The sequence below is a fragment of the Micromonospora sp. NPDC047740 genome, from assembly GCF_043204735.1.
Classification (GTDB): Bacteria; Actinomycetota; Actinomycetes; order Mycobacteriales; family Micromonosporaceae; genus Micromonospora.
Genome location: NZ_JBIDCT010000001.1, coordinates 697,189 through 715,467, shown reverse-complemented (window position 1 = coordinate 715,467; position 18,279 = coordinate 697,189). Strand labels below are relative to the sequence as shown.

At 71.1% G+C, this 18,279-nt stretch carries 20 protein-coding genes; 12 read left to right on the top strand and 8 right to left on the bottom strand.

Annotation, left to right across the window (positions count from 1 at the left end; all coding sequences use genetic code 11):
- Window positions 1-170 precede the first annotated feature (170 nt).
- The 5 genes from ACGF4F_RS03055 to ACGF4F_RS03035 all read right to left on the bottom strand — a co-directional run bounded on the left by ACGF4F_RS03055 (window position 171) and on the right by ACGF4F_RS03035 (window position 2,993).
- On the bottom strand, window positions 171-614 hold the full coding sequence (locus ACGF4F_RS03055) for an SRPBCC domain-containing protein (RefSeq protein WP_357435994.1): 444 nt from the start codon (window positions 612-614) through the stop codon (window positions 171-173).
- A 32-nt stretch (window positions 615-646) separates the two neighbouring features.
- Window positions 647-997, bottom strand: a complete 351-nt coding sequence (locus ACGF4F_RS03050; RefSeq protein WP_357435993.1) for a metalloregulator ArsR/SmtB family transcription factor — start codon at window positions 995-997, stop codon at window positions 647-649.
- Window positions 994-1,455, bottom strand: a complete 462-nt coding sequence (locus tag ACGF4F_RS03045) for an SRPBCC family protein (protein WP_357435991.1) — start codon at window positions 1,453-1,455, stop codon at window positions 994-996. Before ACGF4F_RS03045 ends, ACGF4F_RS03050 begins: the two co-directional genes overlap by 4 nt.
- Before the next feature lie 149 nt (window positions 1,456-1,604).
- Window positions 1,605-1,979, bottom strand: a complete 375-nt coding sequence (locus ACGF4F_RS03040; RefSeq protein WP_357435990.1) for an MmcQ/YjbR family DNA-binding protein — start codon at window positions 1,977-1,979, stop codon at window positions 1,605-1,607.
- A gap of 150 nt (window positions 1,980-2,129) precedes the next feature.
- Window positions 2,130-2,993, bottom strand: coding sequence for a protein phosphatase 2C domain-containing protein (locus ACGF4F_RS03035; protein ID WP_393074313.1), 864 nt, complete (start codon window positions 2,991-2,993; stop codon window positions 2,130-2,132).
- A gap of 139 nt (window positions 2,994-3,132) precedes the next feature.
- On the opposite strand from ACGF4F_RS03035, the gene ACGF4F_RS03030 reads away from it, so the two are divergent.
- From ACGF4F_RS03030 to ACGF4F_RS03020, 3 genes are all read left to right on the top strand, one after another.
- Window positions 3,133-3,735, top strand: a complete 603-nt coding sequence (locus ACGF4F_RS03030) for a dihydrofolate reductase family protein (protein ID WP_393074310.1) — start codon at window positions 3,133-3,135, stop codon at window positions 3,733-3,735.
- A gap of 180 nt (window positions 3,736-3,915) precedes the next feature.
- Window positions 3,916-4,224: a hypothetical protein gene (locus ACGF4F_RS03025; RefSeq protein WP_357443038.1), complete on the top strand. Its 309-nt coding sequence runs from the start codon at window positions 3,916-3,918 to the stop codon at window positions 4,222-4,224.
- Between the two features lie 158 nt (window positions 4,225-4,382).
- Complete coding sequence (locus tag ACGF4F_RS03020; RefSeq protein ID WP_393074307.1) at window positions 4,383-5,426, top strand: winged helix DNA-binding domain-containing protein; 1,044 nt, start codon at window positions 4,383-4,385, stop codon at window positions 5,424-5,426.
- A gap of 25 nt (window positions 5,427-5,451) precedes the next feature.
- Here ACGF4F_RS03020 and ACGF4F_RS03015 read toward each other — a convergent pair whose 3' ends face one another.
- From ACGF4F_RS03015 to uxaC, 3 genes are all read right to left on the bottom strand, one after another.
- On the bottom strand, window positions 5,452-6,006 hold the full coding sequence (locus ACGF4F_RS03015; RefSeq protein WP_357443033.1) for a hypothetical protein: 555 nt from the start codon (window positions 6,004-6,006) through the stop codon (window positions 5,452-5,454).
- 256 nt (window positions 6,007-6,262) lie between these two features.
- The gene (locus tag ACGF4F_RS03010) at window positions 6,263-6,547 is read right to left on the bottom strand and encodes a hypothetical protein (protein ID WP_357443030.1); all 285 of its coding nucleotides are present in this window, start codon (window positions 6,545-6,547) and stop codon (window positions 6,263-6,265) included.
- Window positions 6,548-6,690: 143 nt separating this feature from the next.
- Complete coding sequence (uxaC, locus tag ACGF4F_RS03005; RefSeq protein WP_393074302.1) at window positions 6,691-8,112, bottom strand: glucuronate isomerase; 1,422 nt, start codon at window positions 8,110-8,112, stop codon at window positions 6,691-6,693.
- Between the two features lie 176 nt (window positions 8,113-8,288).
- Here uxaC and ACGF4F_RS03000 point away from each other — a divergent pair, with 176 nt between their 5' ends.
- From ACGF4F_RS03000 to ACGF4F_RS02960, 9 genes are all read left to right on the top strand, one after another.
- Window positions 8,289-9,278: a LacI family DNA-binding transcriptional regulator gene (locus ACGF4F_RS03000; RefSeq protein WP_357443024.1), complete on the top strand. Its 990-nt coding sequence runs from the start codon at window positions 8,289-8,291 to the stop codon at window positions 9,276-9,278.
- 65 nt (window positions 9,279-9,343) lie between these two features.
- Window positions 9,344-10,564 carry an ABC transporter substrate-binding protein gene (locus ACGF4F_RS02995; RefSeq protein WP_393074299.1) on the top strand — a complete coding sequence of 407 codons (1,221 nt, stop codon included), beginning with the start codon at window positions 9,344-9,346 and terminating at the stop codon, window positions 10,562-10,564.
- A complete protein-coding gene (locus ACGF4F_RS02990; protein ID WP_393074296.1) occupies window positions 10,561-11,706 on the top strand; it encodes an ABC transporter ATP-binding protein in 1,146 nt (381 codons plus the stop codon). The genes ACGF4F_RS02995 and ACGF4F_RS02990 overlap by 4 nt, the downstream gene beginning before the upstream one ends.
- Complete coding sequence (locus ACGF4F_RS02985; RefSeq protein WP_357443016.1) at window positions 11,703-12,629, top strand: sugar ABC transporter permease; 927 nt, start codon at window positions 11,703-11,705, stop codon at window positions 12,627-12,629. Before ACGF4F_RS02990 ends, ACGF4F_RS02985 begins: the two co-directional genes overlap by 4 nt.
- Complete coding sequence (locus ACGF4F_RS02980) at window positions 12,629-13,522, top strand: ABC transporter permease subunit (RefSeq protein ID WP_357443014.1); 894 nt, start codon at window positions 12,629-12,631, stop codon at window positions 13,520-13,522. The genes ACGF4F_RS02985 and ACGF4F_RS02980 overlap by 1 nt, the downstream gene beginning before the upstream one ends.
- Window positions 13,519-14,133, top strand: coding sequence for an aldolase (locus ACGF4F_RS02975; protein WP_357443012.1), 615 nt, complete (start codon window positions 13,519-13,521; stop codon window positions 14,131-14,133). Before ACGF4F_RS02980 ends, ACGF4F_RS02975 begins: the two co-directional genes overlap by 4 nt.
- Window positions 14,134-14,200: 67 nt before the next feature.
- Window positions 14,201-15,154, top strand: a complete 954-nt coding sequence (locus ACGF4F_RS02970; RefSeq protein WP_357443009.1) for a sugar kinase — start codon at window positions 14,201-14,203, stop codon at window positions 15,152-15,154.
- Complete coding sequence (locus tag ACGF4F_RS02965) at window positions 15,151-16,671, top strand: altronate dehydratase family protein (protein ID WP_357443006.1); 1,521 nt, start codon at window positions 15,151-15,153, stop codon at window positions 16,669-16,671. The genes ACGF4F_RS02970 and ACGF4F_RS02965 overlap by 4 nt, the downstream gene beginning before the upstream one ends.
- Window positions 16,668-18,161, top strand: coding sequence for a mannitol dehydrogenase family protein (locus ACGF4F_RS02960; RefSeq protein ID WP_393074289.1), 1,494 nt, complete (start codon window positions 16,668-16,670; stop codon window positions 18,159-18,161). Before ACGF4F_RS02965 ends, ACGF4F_RS02960 begins: the two co-directional genes overlap by 4 nt.
- Window positions 18,162-18,279: the final 118 nt, after the last annotated feature.

The following is an 18,279-nucleotide window of genomic DNA, read 5'->3' as shown; positions in this document are numbered from 1 at the left end:
CCCCAGCCGGTCGCCTCCTCTGCCATGGCGCCTCCTTGCTCGTCGGTTGCCTGGCTCGCCCGGTCGGACAACATCGCCCCCCGGAACGCTATCTCCGGCGCCCGGGCTGGGTCACCCCGGAACCGCCAGCGGCCTCGCCGCTCGCCGCACAGGGCCGGCCGCCGGCCGGCTCAGTGCCAGTCGCTGATCTGCACGTCCCGCGGCGCCGGTGCACCCTCGCCGGTCTCCACCAGCGACTTCAGGCTCATCAGGAATGAGCCCCACTTGGTGCTGCAGTGGTGCATGAACTCCACCGGCTCCTGCCAGCCCTGGTGCTTGAACAGCACGATCGTGTAGTCGCCGTCCTGGCGGAGGTCCCAGTCGATCGTGGTCCCGATCCACTCCTCGGGGCCGTCGACCACCCGCCAGGCCACCCGCTCGGACGGCCGTAGCTCGACGACCTCCATGTCGAAGCCACCGACAGGGAACCGGAACTCGAGGACACCGCCGAGGTCGCCGCTGCCCTTCGTGTCGTCGGTCCACCAGCCGGCGAGGCCCTCGACGGTCGTCAGTGCGTCGTACACCTTTTCCGGTGTCGGGGTCTTGACCCCGACCCGGTGCAGAATGTCCACCATCTCGACTCTCCTTGGTCTCGTCAGACTCGATGTCAGTCCTGTCGGGTGCGCTGGATCGCCTCGGCGATCCGCTTGATCCGCTGCAGCCGGGCGTCCCATGCCGAGCCGACGGATGCGAGTTGGGCCACCGCGCGGGCGAGTTGGGCGTCGTCCACCCGGTACCGCTTCTCCCGGCCCGCCGGCGTCGCCCGGACCAGGCCGACCCGGTCGAGGATGCCGAGGTGCTTGGCCACCGCCTGACGGGTGACCGGCAGCTGCTGACTCAGTGTGGTCGCGGTGCCGTCGCCCTCGATGAGCAGCAGGTCGAGCATCCGGCGCCGGGTCGGGTCCCCGATCGCGGACCAGAGGTCGTCGTCGACTTTCTCGGCCACAGCGGCGCTCACGGCCGCACCCGCAGCGTCGCGACGTACGGCGCGAGCCGCGGTAGATAGAAGTTCCAGCCGGTGACGTGCTCCTGGTACTGCTGCTCGAGGACGGCGATCTCCCAGCCCATCTCGCGGAAGCCGGTCTCGGTCATCTTGAGCAGCGTCCCGCCGCCTGACGGGGTCAGCTCGAAGGTGACCAGCAGCGAGTTGCCCTCCGCCGCGACCTGGTCGGCCGGGTACGTCCAGCGGAACGAGAACCTCCGCGGCGGTCGCGCGTCGACGACGGTGAACGGCACGACTGCCCCGCCGGCGTCGGGGTCGCCGAAGACGATCTCGCCCGTCGACCCGGGCGTCGGCTCGTACCGGGCGTCGTCCGGCCACCACTCCTTGAGGTGGTCGGGACTGCTCACCACCTCGAAGACGATCTCGGGCGACGCCTCGACGTAGATCTCCCGCTCGATGGTTCCGAACTCCATGGCCCCTCCCGCAACGTTTGGTTGCATGTCAGGCTAGCCGGGAGGCCGACGTTTCGCAACCATCGGTTGCGCCTCGAAAGCATCGCGTACACCCGTGGCAGGGAGGAGCGCTACATCGGCCTACTGATCAGCTCTGCTCAGATCTGGGCTCACGAGCCGGTGCCGTCGAGGTCACCGACGAGCGAGTCCGGGGCACGCATGCGCCACGCGTCGGTGACGAGTTCCTTCAGGCGATCGACGCTCACCTGCGTCAGCCGCAACATGACCAGGGGCATCCCGTCATATGCGGGCGTGGTGAAGAAAGCCCCGGGCTCGCCGAGGAGCAACGCCTGCTTCTCCGCCTCGTCGCCGACGTACAGCACCGCGATGTCGGTCCGGATGAGGCGCGACGCACCAGGTCTGCGCTCTGGGTAGGACCAGACGAATCCCTTGCCGGCGACCCGGAAGTCGAAGCCTTCACTGTCGATCTCGACCACGTGCGGCAGCGCCAGCGCCAGCTGACGGACATCGTCGGCGTCAGCCATCGAGGTCGCTCCAGCAGACCGCCCTGCGCATCCGTACAGCTTAACCACCCCGCAGCTCCGCCTCGCCGGCGAGACGGCCCGCTGGTGGCGACAGCGACACCTGCCACTGTGGTCCTGCCAGGCCAGGCGACCGGGCGGGCCTGGCGACGGTCAGGCCTCGCCGAGGTCGGTGCAGTGTGCGATCGTCGCGTCGTCCGCCACCACCGCGTGGCGCACCTCCGCCTGCCGGACGCGATGGATGATCTCGGCGGGTCCGCTCGATGCCAGGACGGCCATGACCCCTGGCCAGTCGGTGAGCCGGAACCGGTCCACGACGCGGCTGGCTCCATTGCTGAGCAGGACGGCACCGGCCAGCTCGGAGACCGGACAACTTCCGGTGATCGCCTCGTCCGCCGCCCGCGGGTCGTCCTTGGCCACCCAGAAGCCGCCCGGCCGGTTCCGGTTGGCGCGCAGGTCTCGGAGGAGCCGGTGGTACTCCTCGCTACCCTCGGCGACGGCCGCGAGTGCGGACTGGTACGACCGGCTGATGACCACCTCCCGGGGATCGGAGACGACGAGCGGCGCATCGTCTGCACGGTCGAGCACGAGGACCGAGTCACCGAGCACCAGGTGCTCGATCAAGCCCTCGGACCGGCGCAGGATGGCTACGGTCGCCGACGGACTGATGGGATCGGCGACGTCGCAGGTGTGCCGGTGATCATCCGTCACCTGCTCGATGGCCTCGGCGAGCAGCGCCGAAAGGCTGCGGTCCGACACGAGTGACAAGACGCTGAGGAGCCTGCTGCCCAGGCGGCTGGCGTACCAGGCCACGCCGTGCCGGCAGACCGATTCGCTGCCGGAGATGCCGCCGGCTCCGTCGATCAGCACCGCCGCCGTCGGTACGGCGCCGACGAAGTCCTCGTTTGCTCGGCCGGTCCCTGCCGCGGCGCTCGTCATCGTCACCCGCATGCCGTGCCGCAGCCCTCCCGCCGATCGAGGCGTCGACTTTAACAACCGCCGATGCCCTGAGCCCACGCTGGGCGGGTCTCCTCTTCGAGCCGTACGGCGCGAAATTTTCTTTGGGGGGATGTCGAACTGGCGTCGCCAGGATCGACCCCTGGGTGAAAGACAGGCCCGGTTACGGGCAGGCTGGCGAGGACCAAGGAGCGGATCGATGACGAAGGTTACGACCGGGGCGACCATGTCGTTGGACGGCTACATCGCCGACGCGTCGCACGGCGGGTTCGAGTACCTCTTCCAGTGGTACAACAACGGCGACGTCGAGACGCCGACGGCCACACCCGGCATGACGCTGCGCACCTCCGCGGCGAGCGCCAAGCACCTGCGCGACCTGACCGAACGGACGGGAGCGCTGGTGGTCGGCCGACGGCTGTTCGACATGACCCACGGCTGGGGCGGCCGACACCCCATGGACGTACCCGTGGTCGTCGTCACCCACACCGTCCCCGACGGCTGGGAGCGCGAGAACGACTCGTTCGTGTTCGTCACCGACGGCATCGAGCACGCGATCGACACCGCCAAGGCCATCGCCGGCGACAAGCAGGTCGGCGTCAACGGCGGCACGATCGCGGCGCAGGTCCTCGAGGCCGGCCTGCTCGACGAGGTCCATGTCGACCTCGTACCGGTCCTGCTCGGCGACGGCATCCCCTTCTTCGCCGGTCTGAAGATCACTCCGGTCCAGCTGGGCGGGCCGACGAGTGTCGTCGAGGGCAACGGCGTCACCCACCTCGCCTACCGCGTACGCCAGGCAGGGTGACCCTCCGCCTGCGATCAGTGCCGGTGCTCCGGGTGTGACGGCGACCTGGGGCACCGGCATTCACATCATTCGTGTCGGCGGATCACACCGGCCAGCGGCCGGCACATCGCGCGGCAGTGGTCGCATGCGACAACGGACCCCGCAGCTGCCCCACCACAGCAGGTGCGCCAGACTCGCCGGGTGGACTGGCCCGCACGCCCACTGCCGACATACCACTTCGCCAGCGACGCCGACGGCGTGCGTCACCTGATCATCGATGACAGCGACGCCGACTGCACCGGCTGGCAGGTCGAAGTACGACAGCGAGAGCAAGTAGACCACCGCCCATTCCAGAGATCGGTCGTGTTCGGCACCGGCTCCCAGGTCAACCTCCGCGGTCACGGACCGGCACGACGGGCGTGGACGGCCGCCATCGGCTGGGCCGCCAACTCCGCACACATCCTCCTCCCCGACGGCTCCCGACACCCCGTCCAAGGATTCGCCCTCTGAGCGCAGGCCGTTGGGCGGTCACCACCGTCCCTGATCCCGCCTGTCTCGCGCCGCCCGTCATTCCGCCCACCATGTCGGTGGCGGGTCGTAGGCTGGCGCCCGTGGTGGCTTCGATCGATCGCCTCCAAGTGCTTGGGTTTCGGGTGTGTGCCCAGCAGTTGGACCGCCCAGCCGGCGCGTTGGCCGACACCGCCGTGCTCGACATCGGTGTGCAGGACACCGGGCCAGATGGCGGATTGTGGGCCCTGCGCAACCGCGGCCTTGACGGCTCGGCGCTCCGCGAGCGCGACCTGGCCACGCTCTGGACTGTGCGCGGCGCCCCACACCTGTACCGTCGCGAGGACGTGCCGCAGGTCGCCGCCGCCGTCGAACCGTTCTCCGATGCGGACGCCGGCAAGCGCATCTATGACGCGGCCAAGCCGTTGAAGGCGGCTGGCATCGGCAACCTCGCCGCGTTGGACGCCATCGCGGCCGTCATGCGGTCAGTGGTGACCACGCCGCTGGTCAAGGGCGAGGTTTCCGCCGTGGTGGCCGGTCAGATGGATTCCCCCTACCTGCGGTTCTGCCGGCCGTGCAACGCCACGCACCTCTACGAGATGCCGTTCCGGCTCGCGGCGCTGCGCGCCGGTCTGGAACTGCGGGCCGGCACCTCTCCGCCGGTGCTGCAACCCATCCCCGGCCACCGGCCGGCGCATGACGTTCCACCGAGGTTTGACCTGATCCGCGCCTACCTGCGGCTGCTCGGCCCGGCCACCCCGAAGCACGTCGCCGACTACCTTGACGCACCGGTCAAGGACGTCAAGGCCCACTGGCCGTCCGACAGCGTCGAGGTGTCCGTCGCCGGCGAGACCCGGTGGGTGCTCTCCAGCGACGCCGACCGGTTCGATGCGCCGCGACCACGGCTCGTCCGGCTGCTCGGGCCGTTCGACCTGTTCCTGCAGGCAAAGGACCGTCCGCTGCTGGTCGAAGCCCCGGCCCAGGCCAAGGCCCTCTGGCCGGTGCTCGGCCGGCCTGGTGCGGTGGTTGCGAACGGCGAGATCGCCGGCAACTGGCGCCCCCGCCAGTCCGGAAAGAAGCTGACCGTGCAGGTGCAACTATGGTCGAGCGTGCCGGCCCGCACCCGGGCGGCGATAGCAGAGCAGGCCGACCGGTTGGCGGCGCACCGGCAGGTCCAACTGGCCAAGGTCGCCTTCATCGAGTGACCATCGAACCTGGGCAGTGCTGGGGTCACCCGGACTGGATGCGGTAGCAGCGCCAGCCATACGCGTCGCTGGTCGAGTTCTGCGCGTACGCGTCGGCTCCGTACCGGTCGCGGCAGGCGGTGTCCATGTTGACGATCCGCGGTGACGCCAGAAACCGGCGGCATTCCCACCGGCCGTCCGACCGTGCGCTGGCTGAGCCGGACCCGGAGACGTGCCGGTCGCAATAGCGTTGCACCATGTTCGCCAGTTCGCCGTCGTTGGCAGGGCCGAGCAGCTCCGGCCGGGCGGTGGCTCCAGGGGTCGGCGACCGGCTGGGCGGCGACGATGCGGTGGGAGTGGGGGTAGGTGTCGGGGAGAGGGTCGGTGTGGGCGTCGGAGACGGTGATGCCGACGCCTCGGGTTCGTCCGTTGGAGGCGCTGCCGTCGGAGTCGGTCGCTGTTCGGTCAGTTCGATCGGGAAGGTCTCCTGCGGCAGGCCGATCGCCGGGCCCGGGGCGATGGCCTGCTGGCTCGGGTCGGTGCCGGACGAGCCGGGCAGGAAGGTGAAGAGCAGGCCGCCGCCGAGGACGCCGATCAACACCAGCCAAAAGTAGGTGGGCAAACGCCTGCGGTGCCGGCCGGACGGGGCTGAACTGTGAGCCCGGTGGCGGCCGCGTTCTGGCGCACGCCTGGCCGCACCTGCGACGGTTTGTTCCATTAGCCACACTCTATTTGATGTCTGGGACTGCGGGGCGCCGGCGTCGGCCTACCTGGCGTAGGTGGCCCGCCGTCGGCGGCGCTGCGCATCTCCAGTCCGACCCTGCCCGCCACGCATCCGGGAGGCGGTGGCCGCCCAGTCACGTCATCAGCGGCCAGCGGCTGGTCGTGACCTCGTTCCGGCGGTTGGTGCGTCCATTCCGCCACCAGGGCAGGAGTTGAACGGGGCCGAATGCCACCTCGACGACGAGGAACAGCCACAGCAGCCGGGTGGCACCGTGAGCCAGCGCGTACGTCTGCCACGTCGCGAACAGGGTGCGCGCGACGCCGTCGAGCAGTCCGTGTACGGGCTGCGCCTGGACGATGCGCAGGAGGGCCCAGACGACCACGACCGATCCCATCAGGTTGGCGTACAGGGTCTGCATCGGGTCACGGGCGGGTAGGACGCCCAGTCTGCCGCCGCCCCTTCGCTCGCGGTGCCGCGCACCGCCCGGCTCACGGGATTCGCATGAGCCGGGCCGCGCGTCGTTGAGTGGCTGTCAGGGCGCGGGTGGCTATTCCCCGGGGCTCAGCCGGCGGCGGGGGCGTACGCCTGCTGCGGCAGCCGGTATGCCAGGTCGATCGCGGTCTCCACGGCCTCGTCCTCCGACAGCCGGTGCTCCAGCACGAGCCGGGCCAGGTAGCCGGCGTCGATGCGGCGGGCGAGGTCGTGGCGGGCGGGGATCGAGAGGAACGCGCGGGTGTCGTCGACGAAGCCGGAGGTGTTGTAGAAGCCCGCGGTCTCGGTCACCAGCTCACGGAAGCGGCGCATCCCGTCGGGGCTGTCCAGGAACCACCATGGCGCCCCGAGCCGCACGGAGGGGTAGACGCCGGCGATCGGGGCGAGTTCGCGGGAGTAGACGGTTTCGTCGACGGTGAACAGGATGAGCCGGAAGTTCGGGTCGCGCCCGAACGCGTTGAGTACCGGCCGCAGCGCGCGGGTGAACTCGGCGCTGACCGGGATGTCGAATCCCTTGTCTGCGCCGAAGGCGGTGTGGATGGCGGTGTCGTGGTCGCGAAGCACCCCGGGGTGAATCTGCATGACCAGGCCGTCGTCGCACGACATTCGCGCCATCTCGAACAGCATGTGACCGGCGAAGGCGGCCGCGTCGTCGTCGCGCACGCCGCCGTCGCGCGCCTCGGCGTAGATCCGCCTCGCCTCCGCCTGCGGCAGGGGCTCGGCGGCGGCGGTGAGGTGACCGTGGTCGGTGGCCCGCGCTCCGGCCTGCGCGAAGGCTTCGCGGCGGTTGCGCAGTGCGGCGAGGAAGCCGTCGTAGTCGCCGGTGTCCACTCCGGAGAGCTCCTGCAGCTGCTGGAGCCGCCGGGCCCAGCCGGTGGAGCCGACGTGGGTCAGGGCGTCCGGACGGAACGTCGGTATCACCCGGGCGCCGAGGCCCGCCGCCGCGAGCCGGGCGTGGTCCTCGAGCGTCGAGGTGGCCGGATCGGTAGTGGAGATCAGCTCGATGTTGAAGGTGTCGAGCAGCGCCTGCGGCCGGAAACCGGGTTCGGCCAGGCGGGCCTCGATCAGGTCGTACAGCAGGTCGGCGGTGTCCGGGCCGGGAGCTACGTCGATCTTGAGGATCTCGACGATCTCGTGTTCGAGCCAGTAGCGGCTGGGCGTGCCGCGGAAGAGGTGCCAGTGGGCGCAGAAGCGCCGCCAGATCTGTCGAGGGTCGGTCTCGACCGCACCCCCGTCGGCCCTGGGGACGCCGAGGCTCTCCAGCGGAACGCCCTGGGACACGAGCATCCGGGTCACGTAGTGGTCCGGCACCACCAGCAGCTGCGCCGGGTCGGCGAACCGGTTGTCGTCGGCGAAGACGGCGGCGTCGACGTGTCCGTGCATGCACAGCAGCGGCAGCGCCTGCGTCGCCTGGTAGATCCGGCGGGCGACGGTGCGGATGTCGTCTCCGGCTGGCAGGGCTCGGTCGGGGTGCAGACGCAGCTGGGCCACGCAAATCTCCTTGCCGGCTAGGGCTGAACAACTCCTGCAAAGGATTGCATCGACCTCGCCCGCCTACAAGGGGAAGCTGCGTCCGTCTCCCGGAAACATTCACGTAACCGAGTATTGACACAGAACTGCAATCGGTTTCAGACTGCGAGGCACGCCACGGAGCAGGGAGGTGAGCCGTGCGAGCGACGATCCGCGAGGTGGCCCGCGAGGCGGGTGTCTCGGCGTCGACGGTGTCGCGGGCGTTGTCGACGCCCGAGATGGTCAACGACGCCACCCGGGAGCGGGTCCTACGAGCAGCCGAACGACTGGGCTACGCGCCCAACCGCGCTGCCCGTGGTCTGATCACCGGCCGCACCGGCAACCTGGGACTGATCGTCCCGGACCTGACCAACCCCTTCTTCCCCAGCGTGGTCAAGGGGGTGCAGGCCAAGGCGCGGGAAGCGGACTACGCCGTCTTCCTCGCCGACACCGACGAGGACCCGGCCGCCGAGATCGGACTCGTGCGGGTCCTCGCCAAGCAGGTGGACGGCCTCATCCTCTGCTCCCCCCGGGCCCCGGAGGAGGAGATCCGCGAGCTGACCGAGCACACGACACTCGTCATGGTCAACCGCCGCTTCGGCAACCTTCCGTCCGTCGTCTTCGACAACGCGGAGGGCGTGCGGCAGGCGATCGCCCATCTCCAGGCGCTCGGTCACCAGCGGGTCGCCTGGGTCGGCGGGCCGCGGACCTCGTGGTCCACCCGGGACCGGATGCGCGCCATGCGCGCCGCGACCGGAGCCGCCGGCATGGAACTGTACGTGGCCGGTCACTTCCCGCCCTACTTCGAGGGCGGGGTCGCGGCGGCCGACCTCGTCATCGCCTCCGGCGTCACGTCGGTCATCGCCTACAACGACGTCATGGCACTCGGTCTGCTCAGCCGGCTGCGGGACCGTGGCGTCGACGTGCCGCACGACATCAGCGTGATCGGCATCGACAACATCCAGATGTCGGCGATGTCCTCGCCGGCCCTCACCACCGTCTCGCTCGTCAAGGAACAAGCGGGCCGAGCCGCAGTCGACCTGTTGCTCGCCCTGCTGTTGCAGCCCGACAGCGTGCGCAACACGCGTCGGGAACTGCCCGCTCAACTTCTCGTGCGCGGCTCCACCGGAGTTGCGCGAACCACCTGACCACCACCTCCCCCACCGCCGGCCCACGGCCGCGACCTTCGGGGTGACCGAGGAAGGGATGTTCCATGGGTATCACCCGGCGCAGTGCCTTGATTGCCACCGCATCATCCGTACTCACGTTCGCCGTCGGCTGCGGGGCGCCGAGCAGCCCCGGCTCGGACAGCGGCGACAGCAGCGGACCCGTGCCCGACAAGCCGAAGAAGGCCGTCACGCTCAACGTCCTGGACGTGGCGGGCAACCTGCAGCTGACGCAGGGGATGATCGACGAGTTCGTGCAGAAGAACCCCGACATCATCTCGCGGGTCACCTACTCCAAGTCGCCCGCCCCGGAGCTGGCCGGCAAGATCAAGGCGCAGCAGAACGCCAACCGCGTCGACATCGGCCTGGTCCTGACCGGCGTCGACGGCCTCGCCGCCGGCATCGACCAGAATCTGTGGACGGACCTGCTGCCCACCTACGCGGACCGGCTGCCGGGGATGAAGGACTACCAGGAACCGGCCGCCGCGATGCAGAAGTTGGCCGGCAACGCGGGCGTGACGGTCACCTACTACCCGTCCGGTCCCCTGCTGGAATACCTGCCGGCGAAGGTGTCCAACCCGCCGACCAGCGCCGAGCAGCTTCTCGCGTTCGCGAAGGCGCACCCGGGCAAGGTCCAGTACGCCCGCCCGGCCAACTCCGGCCCGGCCCGGACCTTCCTGATGGGACTGCCCTACATCCTCGGCGACAAGGACCCCAAGGACCCGGTGAACGGGTGGGACAAGACCTGGGCCTACCTCAAGGAGCTCAACCAGTACGTCGAGTACTACCCCAGCGGCACGACCGAGACGATGAAGAACCTCGCCAACGGGTCCGTCGAGGTGATCGCCTCGACCACCGGGTGGGACATCAACCCGCGGGTGCTCGGCACGGTGCCCAAGGAGGCGAAGGTCAGCTCGCTGCAGGGCTTCCACTGGGTGACCGACGCCCACTACGCCGTCGTCCCCAAGGGTGTCTCCACCGACACCCAGGCCGCCGTACTGGCCCTGCTGAAGTTCATGCTCACCCCCGAGCAGCAGGCCAAGGCGTTCGACCAGGGCTACTTCTACCCCGGGCCGGCCGTGAAGGGCGTCGACCTGTCGATGGCGCCGCAGAAGAGCCAGGACGCCATCAAGGAGTTCGGCCGCCCGGAGTACGAGCAGCTCATCGCCAACAACCCGACCGAGGTTCCGCTGGACGCGAAGGCGCTCGTCGCGGCGTTCGACCGCTGGGACCGCGAGATCGGCAGCGGAAAGGTGAAGCAGGGATGAGCACCGCGACCTCAGGCTTCTCCGAGCTGCGGCTGGACGGTGTGTCCCGCCGCTTCGGAAGCCAGGACGCGCTCAGCGACCTCGACCTGACCATCCGGGCGGGCGAGTTCATCGCCCTGCTCGGCCCCTCCGGCTGCGGCAAGTCCACCGCGCTGAACTGTCTCGCCGGGTTGCTGCCGTTGACCGCGGGCAGCATCTGGCAGGACGAGCGCCGGGTCGACACCCTGCCGCCGGAACGCCGCGGGTTCGGGATGGTGTTCCAGAGCTACGCGCTGTTCCCGCACATGTCCGTCCGCGGCAACATCGCCTTCGGTCTGCGGATGCGGCGGCTGCCGAAGGACGAAATCCGGCGACGTACGGCGGAGGCGATCCGCCTCGTCCGTCTGGAGGAGCACGCCGACAAGCTGCCCGGGCAACTGTCCGGCGGACAGCAGCAGCGGGTGGCGATCGCCCGCGCCGTCGTGCTCGAACCGTCGCTGGTGCTCATGGACGAGCCGCTGAGCAACCTGGACGCGAAGCTGCGCCTGGAGATGCGTACCGAGATCCGCCGACTGCACCTGTCGCTGGGACTGACCACCGTCTACGTGACGCACGACCAGGAGGAGGCGCTGTCACTGGCCGACCGCCTGGTCGTGCTCCGGGGCGGCCGGGTGCAGCAGATCGGGTCGCCCGAGCAGCTGCACACCCGACCGGGCAACTGGCACGTCGCGGACTTCATGGGCTACCGCAACCTGTGGCCGATGCGGGCCCAGTCCGTACGGGACGGCCTGGTCACGGTGGAGGCCGACGGCCTGCGGCTGGTCGGCGACCCGGTCGGTGACATCTCGCCGGGTGACGCGGTGATCGCTGGGGTCCGCCCGGAGGACGTCCGGGTCGCCGAGCCGGGCGCGCCGGACGGCGTGCCCGCCGAGATCGAGGTGGTCGAGTACCAGGGCCGGGAACTCGCGGCCGAAGCCCGCACCGCCTCCGGCCTGCAGGTCCACGTCCGCACCGAGCAGCGCCTCGCCCCCGGCGACGCGGTCTCGTTGCGCGTGACACCGCACCGGCTGCTGGTCTTCCCAACCGACTCATCCGAGCAGGCCCCATCCGCCCCCATCGATCCGGCGGACGCGGTGGTCGAGGAATCGAGGCTCGTCGGATGAGTGCCACGGCAACCCGCCCCGCGCCGCCCGCCGGTGCGCCCCAGTCTCCTCGGGCACACTGGCGGCACCGCCTGGCCGAACGGGGCGTCGATGCGCAGTTGTGGCTGCTCGCGCCGGCAGTGCTCTTCGTCGTCCTGCTGTTCCTGTACCCGTTCTTCTACGGGCTCGGCCTGTCCTTCCAACCCACCGAGGGTGGCCCGTTCAGCGACTACGCGCGGTTTTTCGGCGACGCCTACCAGCGGGACACCATGTGGATCACGCTGCGCCTCGCCCTGCCGGCGGCCCTGCTGAACGTGCTCGCCTCGGTGCCCATCGCCTACCGGATGCGGGGGCGGTTCCGGGGCAAGCGGTTGGTCACCATCCTGCTGGTCGTACCCATCACGCTCGGGACCGTGCTGACCGCCCAGGGCCTGCTCAACTTCCTCGGTCCCACCGGCTGGTTCAACCGCGTGCTGCTCGCGCTGCACCTCACCGATGAGCCGGTACGGCTGGTGCACAACTACTGGGGCGTCTTCTTCTCCCTGGTCATCACCGGGTTCCCGTTCGCCTTCCTGCTCGTGCTCTCCTACCTCACCGGCATCGACCCGACGCTGGAACGCGCGGCGGCCACGCTCGGCGCGGGTTGGTGGCAGCGGTTCCGCATGGTCACCCTGCCGCTGCTGGCGCCGGGGCTCGCCACCACGTTCTGTCTGACGTTCGTGCTGGCCTTCAGCGTGTTCCCGTCCGCCGTGCTGGTCGGCAACCCGGCCGGCGAAACCCGGGTCATCTCCATCGCCGCGTACCAGGCGGCCTACGAGCAGTACGACTACCCGTACGCGTCCGCGATCGCCATGATCATGGGCCTGATCGAGCTGGTCGTCATCTCGGTGGTGCTGCTGGCCCGCACCCGCCTCTACACCGGATCGACGGGAGGAAAGGGCTGATGAGCACCGTCACCGGCATCCGCCGCGGCGACGCCATCGCCGCCGGCGACCCTCGACCGCGACGGCGGATCGTCGCGCGCCCCGCCGCCTGGCTGGTCTGGGGCGTGGTGGTTTTCTTCTTCCTCAACCTGCTCGGTGTCGTCGGATCGGTCCTGGTCAGCTCCTTCGGCCAGCGCTGGTTCGACACCTGGCTCCCCGACGGCTACACCGCCAAGTGGTACGGGGAGGCGTGGCACGAGTTCGCGCTCTTCGACGTCATCGTGGTCACCCTGCAGGTCTCCCTGCTGGTCGTGGCGCTGTCGCTGGTGGTCGGGGTGCCGGCAGCGTACGTGCTGGCCCGGCGCAACTTCCCCGGCAAACGGCTGGCGTTGCTGGTCTTCCTGCTGCCGATCCTGATGCCGCCGATCACCTACGGCATTCCACTGGCGACGGTGCTCTACAAGTTCGGCCTGGCCGGTCACCTCTCCGGCGTCGTGCTGGCGAACCTCGTGCCGTCGGTGCCGTTCGTGATCCTCACAATGACGCCGTTCATCGAGCAGATCGACCCGCGGATCGAAAGTGCCGCCCGGATGTGCGGCGCCGGGCTGTGGTCGGTGTTCCTCCGGGTGCTGTCGCCGCTGCTGCTGCCCGGGATGCTCGCCTCGGCCATCCTCGTCCTGGTGCGCACCGTCGGGATGTTCGAGCTGACGTTCCTCACCGCCGGCCCGGACTCGCAGACGCTGGTGGTCGCCCTGTACTACTCCATGTCCGCGGCGGGTATCCGGGCGCAGCAGTCGGTGGACGCCATGGCCGTGATCTACACGTCCATGATGTTGGTGCTGCTCGTGGTCAGCCTGCGCTACGTCAACCCGACGCAGCTGGTCGCCCGGGTCAAGGAGGAGCCGGACTCGTGAGCGACCTGATCACGCTGCTGCGCGGGCAGCGGGTCCTGCCGGTGCTGCGGCTGCCGACGGCGGCCGAGGCCACGGCCGCCACCGCCGCCATGTTCGGTCACGGCCTGCGCGTGGTCGAGTTGACCGCGACGACACCGGACTGGGCCAGCGCGGTGCGCGACGCGCGCCGCGGGGCGCCCGACGGCACGCTGGTCGGCCTCGGCACCGTCACCAGTGGGGCGCTGGCGGCGCAGGCGGTGGAGGCGGGCGCACAGTTCCTGGTCAGCCCGTGGCCGGCGCCCGACGTGCGGGCGGTCGCGGCGAGCGCCGGGCTGCCGTTCCTGGAGGGCGCCTTCACTCCCGGTGAGGTGGCGGCCGCCGCCGCGCGGGGGCCGGTGAAGGTGTTCCCGGCCCATGTGGGTGGCCCGGTCTTCCTGGCCAGCCTGCGGCAACTGCTTCCGGACGCGGACCTCGTACCGACCGGTGGGGTCGCGCTCGGGGCGGTGCCGGAGTGGCTACGGGCGGGCGCGTGTGCGGTGGGCGTCGGCAGCGACCTGCTGCGCCCGGGCGCGGCGGACCGGCTGCGGTCGCTGCTGGCAGCGTTCGAGGACCCGACAGAGGAGACCCGATGAAGATCGCCGACGCTCGGGTGATCGCGTACCTGCCGGTGAACCGGCTCGAGGACGGCACGGTGCACCCATGGTGAGGACCGCCCCGGACGTCCTCGTCCTCGGCGAGATCCTCGTCGAACTGACCGCGCTGGAACCGCTGCGCGACGGCGCGGCGCTGCGTTTGGGATTCTCCGGAGACGCGCTGAACGCCGCCGCCGCGGCCGCCGCGGCCGGCGCGCACACCTGCCTGCTCGCCCGGGTGCCCGACGACGAACTCGGCGACGAGTTGGTGGCCCGGGTGGGCGCGCTCGGCATCGACCCGTCGTGCCTGATCCGCACCCCCGGGCAGCACGGCCTCTACCTGCAGCACGCCGACCCGTCCGGGCAACGGGAGTTCGTCTACGTCCGACGCGGCAGCGCCGGCTCCTGCCTGTCCCCCGCCGACGTGCCGCCCGACCTCGCCGAACGCGCGGGCGTGGTGCTCTCCAGCGGCGTCGCCTGCGCGATCTCGACCACGACGTTCGAGGCGGTGCAGGTGGCCGCACGCGCGGCGAACTGCTTCGTCTACGACCCGAACTGGCGGCCACGACTCGTCGATGCGGACACCGCCGCCGGCCACCTGCGGGCACTGGCCCCGCACGCCCGGCTGGTCACACCGGCGTGGCCCCGCGAGGCCGCGGCGCTGCTCGGCGCCGCGGTAACGGACCCCGCGGCGGCGTGCGCCGCGTTCCGCGCGCTCGGGGCGGCAGCGGTCGCCCTCACCCGGGGCACCGACGGCGTGCTGCTGGACGACGGCCGGCAGCAGACCGAGGTGCCCGCGTATCCCGCCGAACGGATCGTCGACCAGACCGGCGCCGGGGACGTGCTGGCCGGCACCGTCGCCGCCCGGCTCGCCCTCGGCGACACCCTGCCCGAGGCGATACGGCTGGGCGCGGCCGCGGCGGCGCTGTCGCTGCGCGGCCACGGCGGCACGGGATACCTGCCGGCGCTCGACGAGACCCGCCGACTGGTCGCGCAAACCGAAGTGGAGGTGCCGGGATGAGCCTGGTGGTGTTGCACGAGGGCGACGACGTCGCGGTGGCGACCACCGCGATGCCGGACGGGACGTCCGTCGCGGTCCGCGGGGCGGGTGAGGTGACGCTGCACGGTGACCTGCCCGCCGGGCACAAGGTCGCCCTGCGGGACCTGCCCGTCGGGGCGCTGGTGCGCAAGTACGGCCAGGTGATCGGGCGTACCCTCGCCGAGGTCCGTGCCGGGGAGCACGTGCACGGGCACAACCTCGGCATGCCGCAGGACACCGCCGCCCGGACGGCGCAGGGACAACCGGCGCCGGCCCCGCCGCTGCCCGCCGACCTGCGGCGGACATTCCACGGCTACCGCCGGCCGGACGGCCGGGTGGCCACCCGCAACTACGTCGGGGTCCTGACCACCGTCAACTGTTCGGCGACCGTGGCGCGCAAGGTCGCCCGGCTCACCGAGGACCTGGCCGAGGAGGTCGACGGAGTCGACGGGGTGGTCGCCCTGACCCACGGCACCGGGTGCGGCATGGCCGCGCAGGGTGACGGCTGGGAACTGCTGCGCCGCACCCTGGCCGGCTACGCACGCAACCCGAACATCAGTGGGCTGGTCGTCGTCGGGCTCGGCTGCGAGGTCAACACGGTGACCGGCCTGATGGCGGACCTCGGCGTGCCCGACCACGTACCGGTGTCGTCGTACACCATCCAGGATCTGGGCGGCACGTCGTCGGCGGTGCGACGCGGCGTGGAACTGGTCCGGGGCATGATCGACGACCTGGCCGGCGCGGCCCGCACCCAGGTCGACGTGGCGGAGCTCGTCCTCGGCCTGCAGTGCGGGGGGTCCGACGGCTGGTCCGGCCTGACCGCGAACCCGGCCCTGGGCGTCGCCTCGGACCTGCTGGTCGCCGCCGGCGCGACCAGCGTCCTGGGTGAGACGCCGGAGGTGTACGGCGCGGAGCATCTGCTGGCCGCCCGGGCCACCGACCCGGCGGTGGCCGACGCGCTGATGGCGCGCATCCGCTGGTGGGAGGAGTACACCCGGCAGCAGGGCACGACGCTGGACGCGAATCCCTCACCGGGTAACAAGGCCGGTGGCATCACCACCATCCTCGAGAAGTCGCTGGGCGCGGTCGCCAAGGCAGGCCACAGCCCGCTGGCGGCCGTCCGGGAGTACGGCGAGCAGATTCCCCGGCCGGGCCTGGTGTTCATGGACACCCCCGGCTACGACCCGGTCTCGGTGACCGGCATGGTCGCCGGCGGGGCGAATCTGATCTGCTTCACCACCGGCCGCGGTTCCGTCTTCGGCAGCCGCCCCGTGCCGACGGTCAAGCTGGCCACCAACGCTGAGCTGGCCACCCGGATGGCCGGCGACATCGACCTGGACTGCTCGGCGGTGGTCGAGCAGGGCGTACCGCTGCCGGAGATGGGCCGCCGGGTGTACGACCTGCTGCTCGACGTGGCGTCGGGCCGGCGCACGGCCAGCGAGGAGCTGGGCCTGGGCGGCGAGGAGATCGTGCCGTGGCAGCTGGGAGCGGTGCTGTGACCGACGGGACGGGAACCGGGCAGCGGCTGCGCCTCGACACGCTGGAGCGGATCACCGGGCCAGGCCAGGGCTGGCGCGGCCCGCAGGTCGATCCGCGCGCGCTGCGCGTCGGGATCGTGCACCTGGGGATCGGCGCGTTCCACCGGGCCCACCAGGCCGTCTTCACCGAACTGGCCGCCGCGGCGACGGGCCGCGACGACTGGGGCATCACCGGCGTCACCCAGCGGTCGGCGTCCGTGCGGGAGCAACTGACGCCGCAGGACGGCCTCTACTCGGTGCTCGAACGGGCCGCCGACGCGGCATCGCTGCGCGTCATCGGCAGCGTGCGGGAGGTCGTCTTCGGCGGCGCCGACCCGGCGGCGGTGGTCGACCGGATCGCCGACCCGGCCGTCCGCGTGGTCACGCTGACCGTGACCGAGAAGGGATACCGGCGCGACGGTGCCGGCGGCCTGGACCGCGCCGATCCGCAGGTCGCGGCCGATCTCGCCGGCCAGCCGCCCGCAACGGCCGTCGGCCAGCTGGTGCGCGGGCTGCAGCACCGCTGGTCGCGAAGCGGTGCACCGATCACCATCCTGTCCTGCGACAACCTGACCGGAAACGGGCAGGTGCTGCGCGCACTGGTGGACGATTTCGTGGACGGGCTGCCGCCGTCGCAGGCGGCGGGGCTCGCCGACTGGATCGCGACGTCGGTACGGTTCCCGTCCTGCATGGTCGACCGGATCGTGCCGGCCACCACGGAGCAGGACCGCGCGGACGTCCGCCGGATGCTCGGCCTCGAGGACCGGGGCGTGGTGGTCGCCGAACCGTTCAGCCAGTGGGTCATCGAGGACGACTTCGCCGCCGACCGACCCGCCTGGGAACGCGCCGGCGCGGTCCTGACCAGGGACGTCGCCGGGTGGGAGGCAGTGAAGCTGCGCATGCTCAACGCGAGCCACTCGCTGCTCGCCTACCTGGGCGCCCTGTCGGGACACGACACGATCGCGGGCGCGCTGTCCGACGACCGGCTCGTGGCGGCTGCCGAAGCGCTGATGGTGCAGGACGTGGCGCCCACCCTGCGGGTGCCGGACGGGCTTGATCTCGACGACTACCGCCGTCAGGTGCTGACCCGCTTCGCCAACCCGGCGCTGCGGCACCGCACGGTGCAGGTCGCGATGGACGGGTCGCAGAAACTGCCGGTGCGGCTGCTCGGCACGGTTCGGGACCGCCTGTCCGCCGGGGAGGTGCCACGGCACGCGACGCTCGCGGTCGCGGCCTGGATGGTGTACGTCGCGCGGGGCCGCGACATGCGGGGGCGAGAGCTGCCGCTGGACGATCCCCTGGCTGACCGGCTGCGTGCCGCGGCGGCGCCGGCCGACGGTGACCCGCACCGTCTCGTCGACTCGCTGCTGGGTGTACCGGAGATCTTCGGCGCGGACCTTGCCGAGCACGACGGCTTCCGGGCGGCGCTGATCGACCACGTCGCGCGGTTGCTGAAGGGCGAGCCGGTCTGACCCGACGGCGGCGCTGTCCCCTGCGGGTCAGCGCCGCCGTCGGTTGTCCAGGCCATCAAGGAGCTGGCGGGGAGGAAGCCCTCGTGGGGTGAGCAGCGGCCGCCGCCGCAGCCTGCGA

Excerpts from the sequence above, each read along its gene's own strand:
- ACGF4F_RS03055 (WP_357435994.1), bottom strand. The coding sequence starts at position 614 with ATGGTGGACATTCTGCACCGGGTCGGGGTCAAGACCCCGACACCGGAA.
- ACGF4F_RS03045 (WP_357435991.1), bottom strand. The coding sequence starts at position 1,455 with ATGGAGTTCGGAACCATCGAGCGGGAGATCTACGTCGAGGCGTCGCCC.
- ACGF4F_RS03040 (WP_357435990.1), bottom strand. The coding sequence starts at position 1,979 with ATGGCTGACGCCGACGATGTCCGTCAGCTGGCGCTGGCGCTGCCGCAC.
- ACGF4F_RS03030 (WP_393074310.1), top strand. The coding sequence starts at position 3,133 with ATGACGAAGGTTACGACCGGGGCGACCATGTCGTTGGACGGCTACATC.
- ACGF4F_RS03010 (WP_357443030.1), bottom strand. The coding sequence starts at position 6,547 with ATGCAGACCCTGTACGCCAACCTGATGGGATCGGTCGTGGTCGTCTGG.
- ACGF4F_RS02995 (WP_393074299.1), top strand. The coding sequence starts at position 9,344 with ATGGGTATCACCCGGCGCAGTGCCTTGATTGCCACCGCATCATCCGTA.
- ACGF4F_RS02990 (WP_393074296.1), top strand. The coding sequence starts at position 10,561 with ATGAGCACCGCGACCTCAGGCTTCTCCGAGCTGCGGCTGGACGGTGTG.
- ACGF4F_RS02985 (WP_357443016.1), top strand. The coding sequence starts at position 11,703 with ATGAGTGCCACGGCAACCCGCCCCGCGCCGCCCGCCGGTGCGCCCCAG.
- ACGF4F_RS02980 (WP_357443014.1), top strand. The coding sequence starts at position 12,629 with ATGAGCACCGTCACCGGCATCCGCCGCGGCGACGCCATCGCCGCCGGC.
- ACGF4F_RS02970 (WP_357443009.1), top strand. The coding sequence starts at position 14,201 with ATGGTGAGGACCGCCCCGGACGTCCTCGTCCTCGGCGAGATCCTCGTC.
- ACGF4F_RS02965 (WP_357443006.1), top strand. The coding sequence starts at position 15,151 with ATGAGCCTGGTGGTGTTGCACGAGGGCGACGACGTCGCGGTGGCGACC.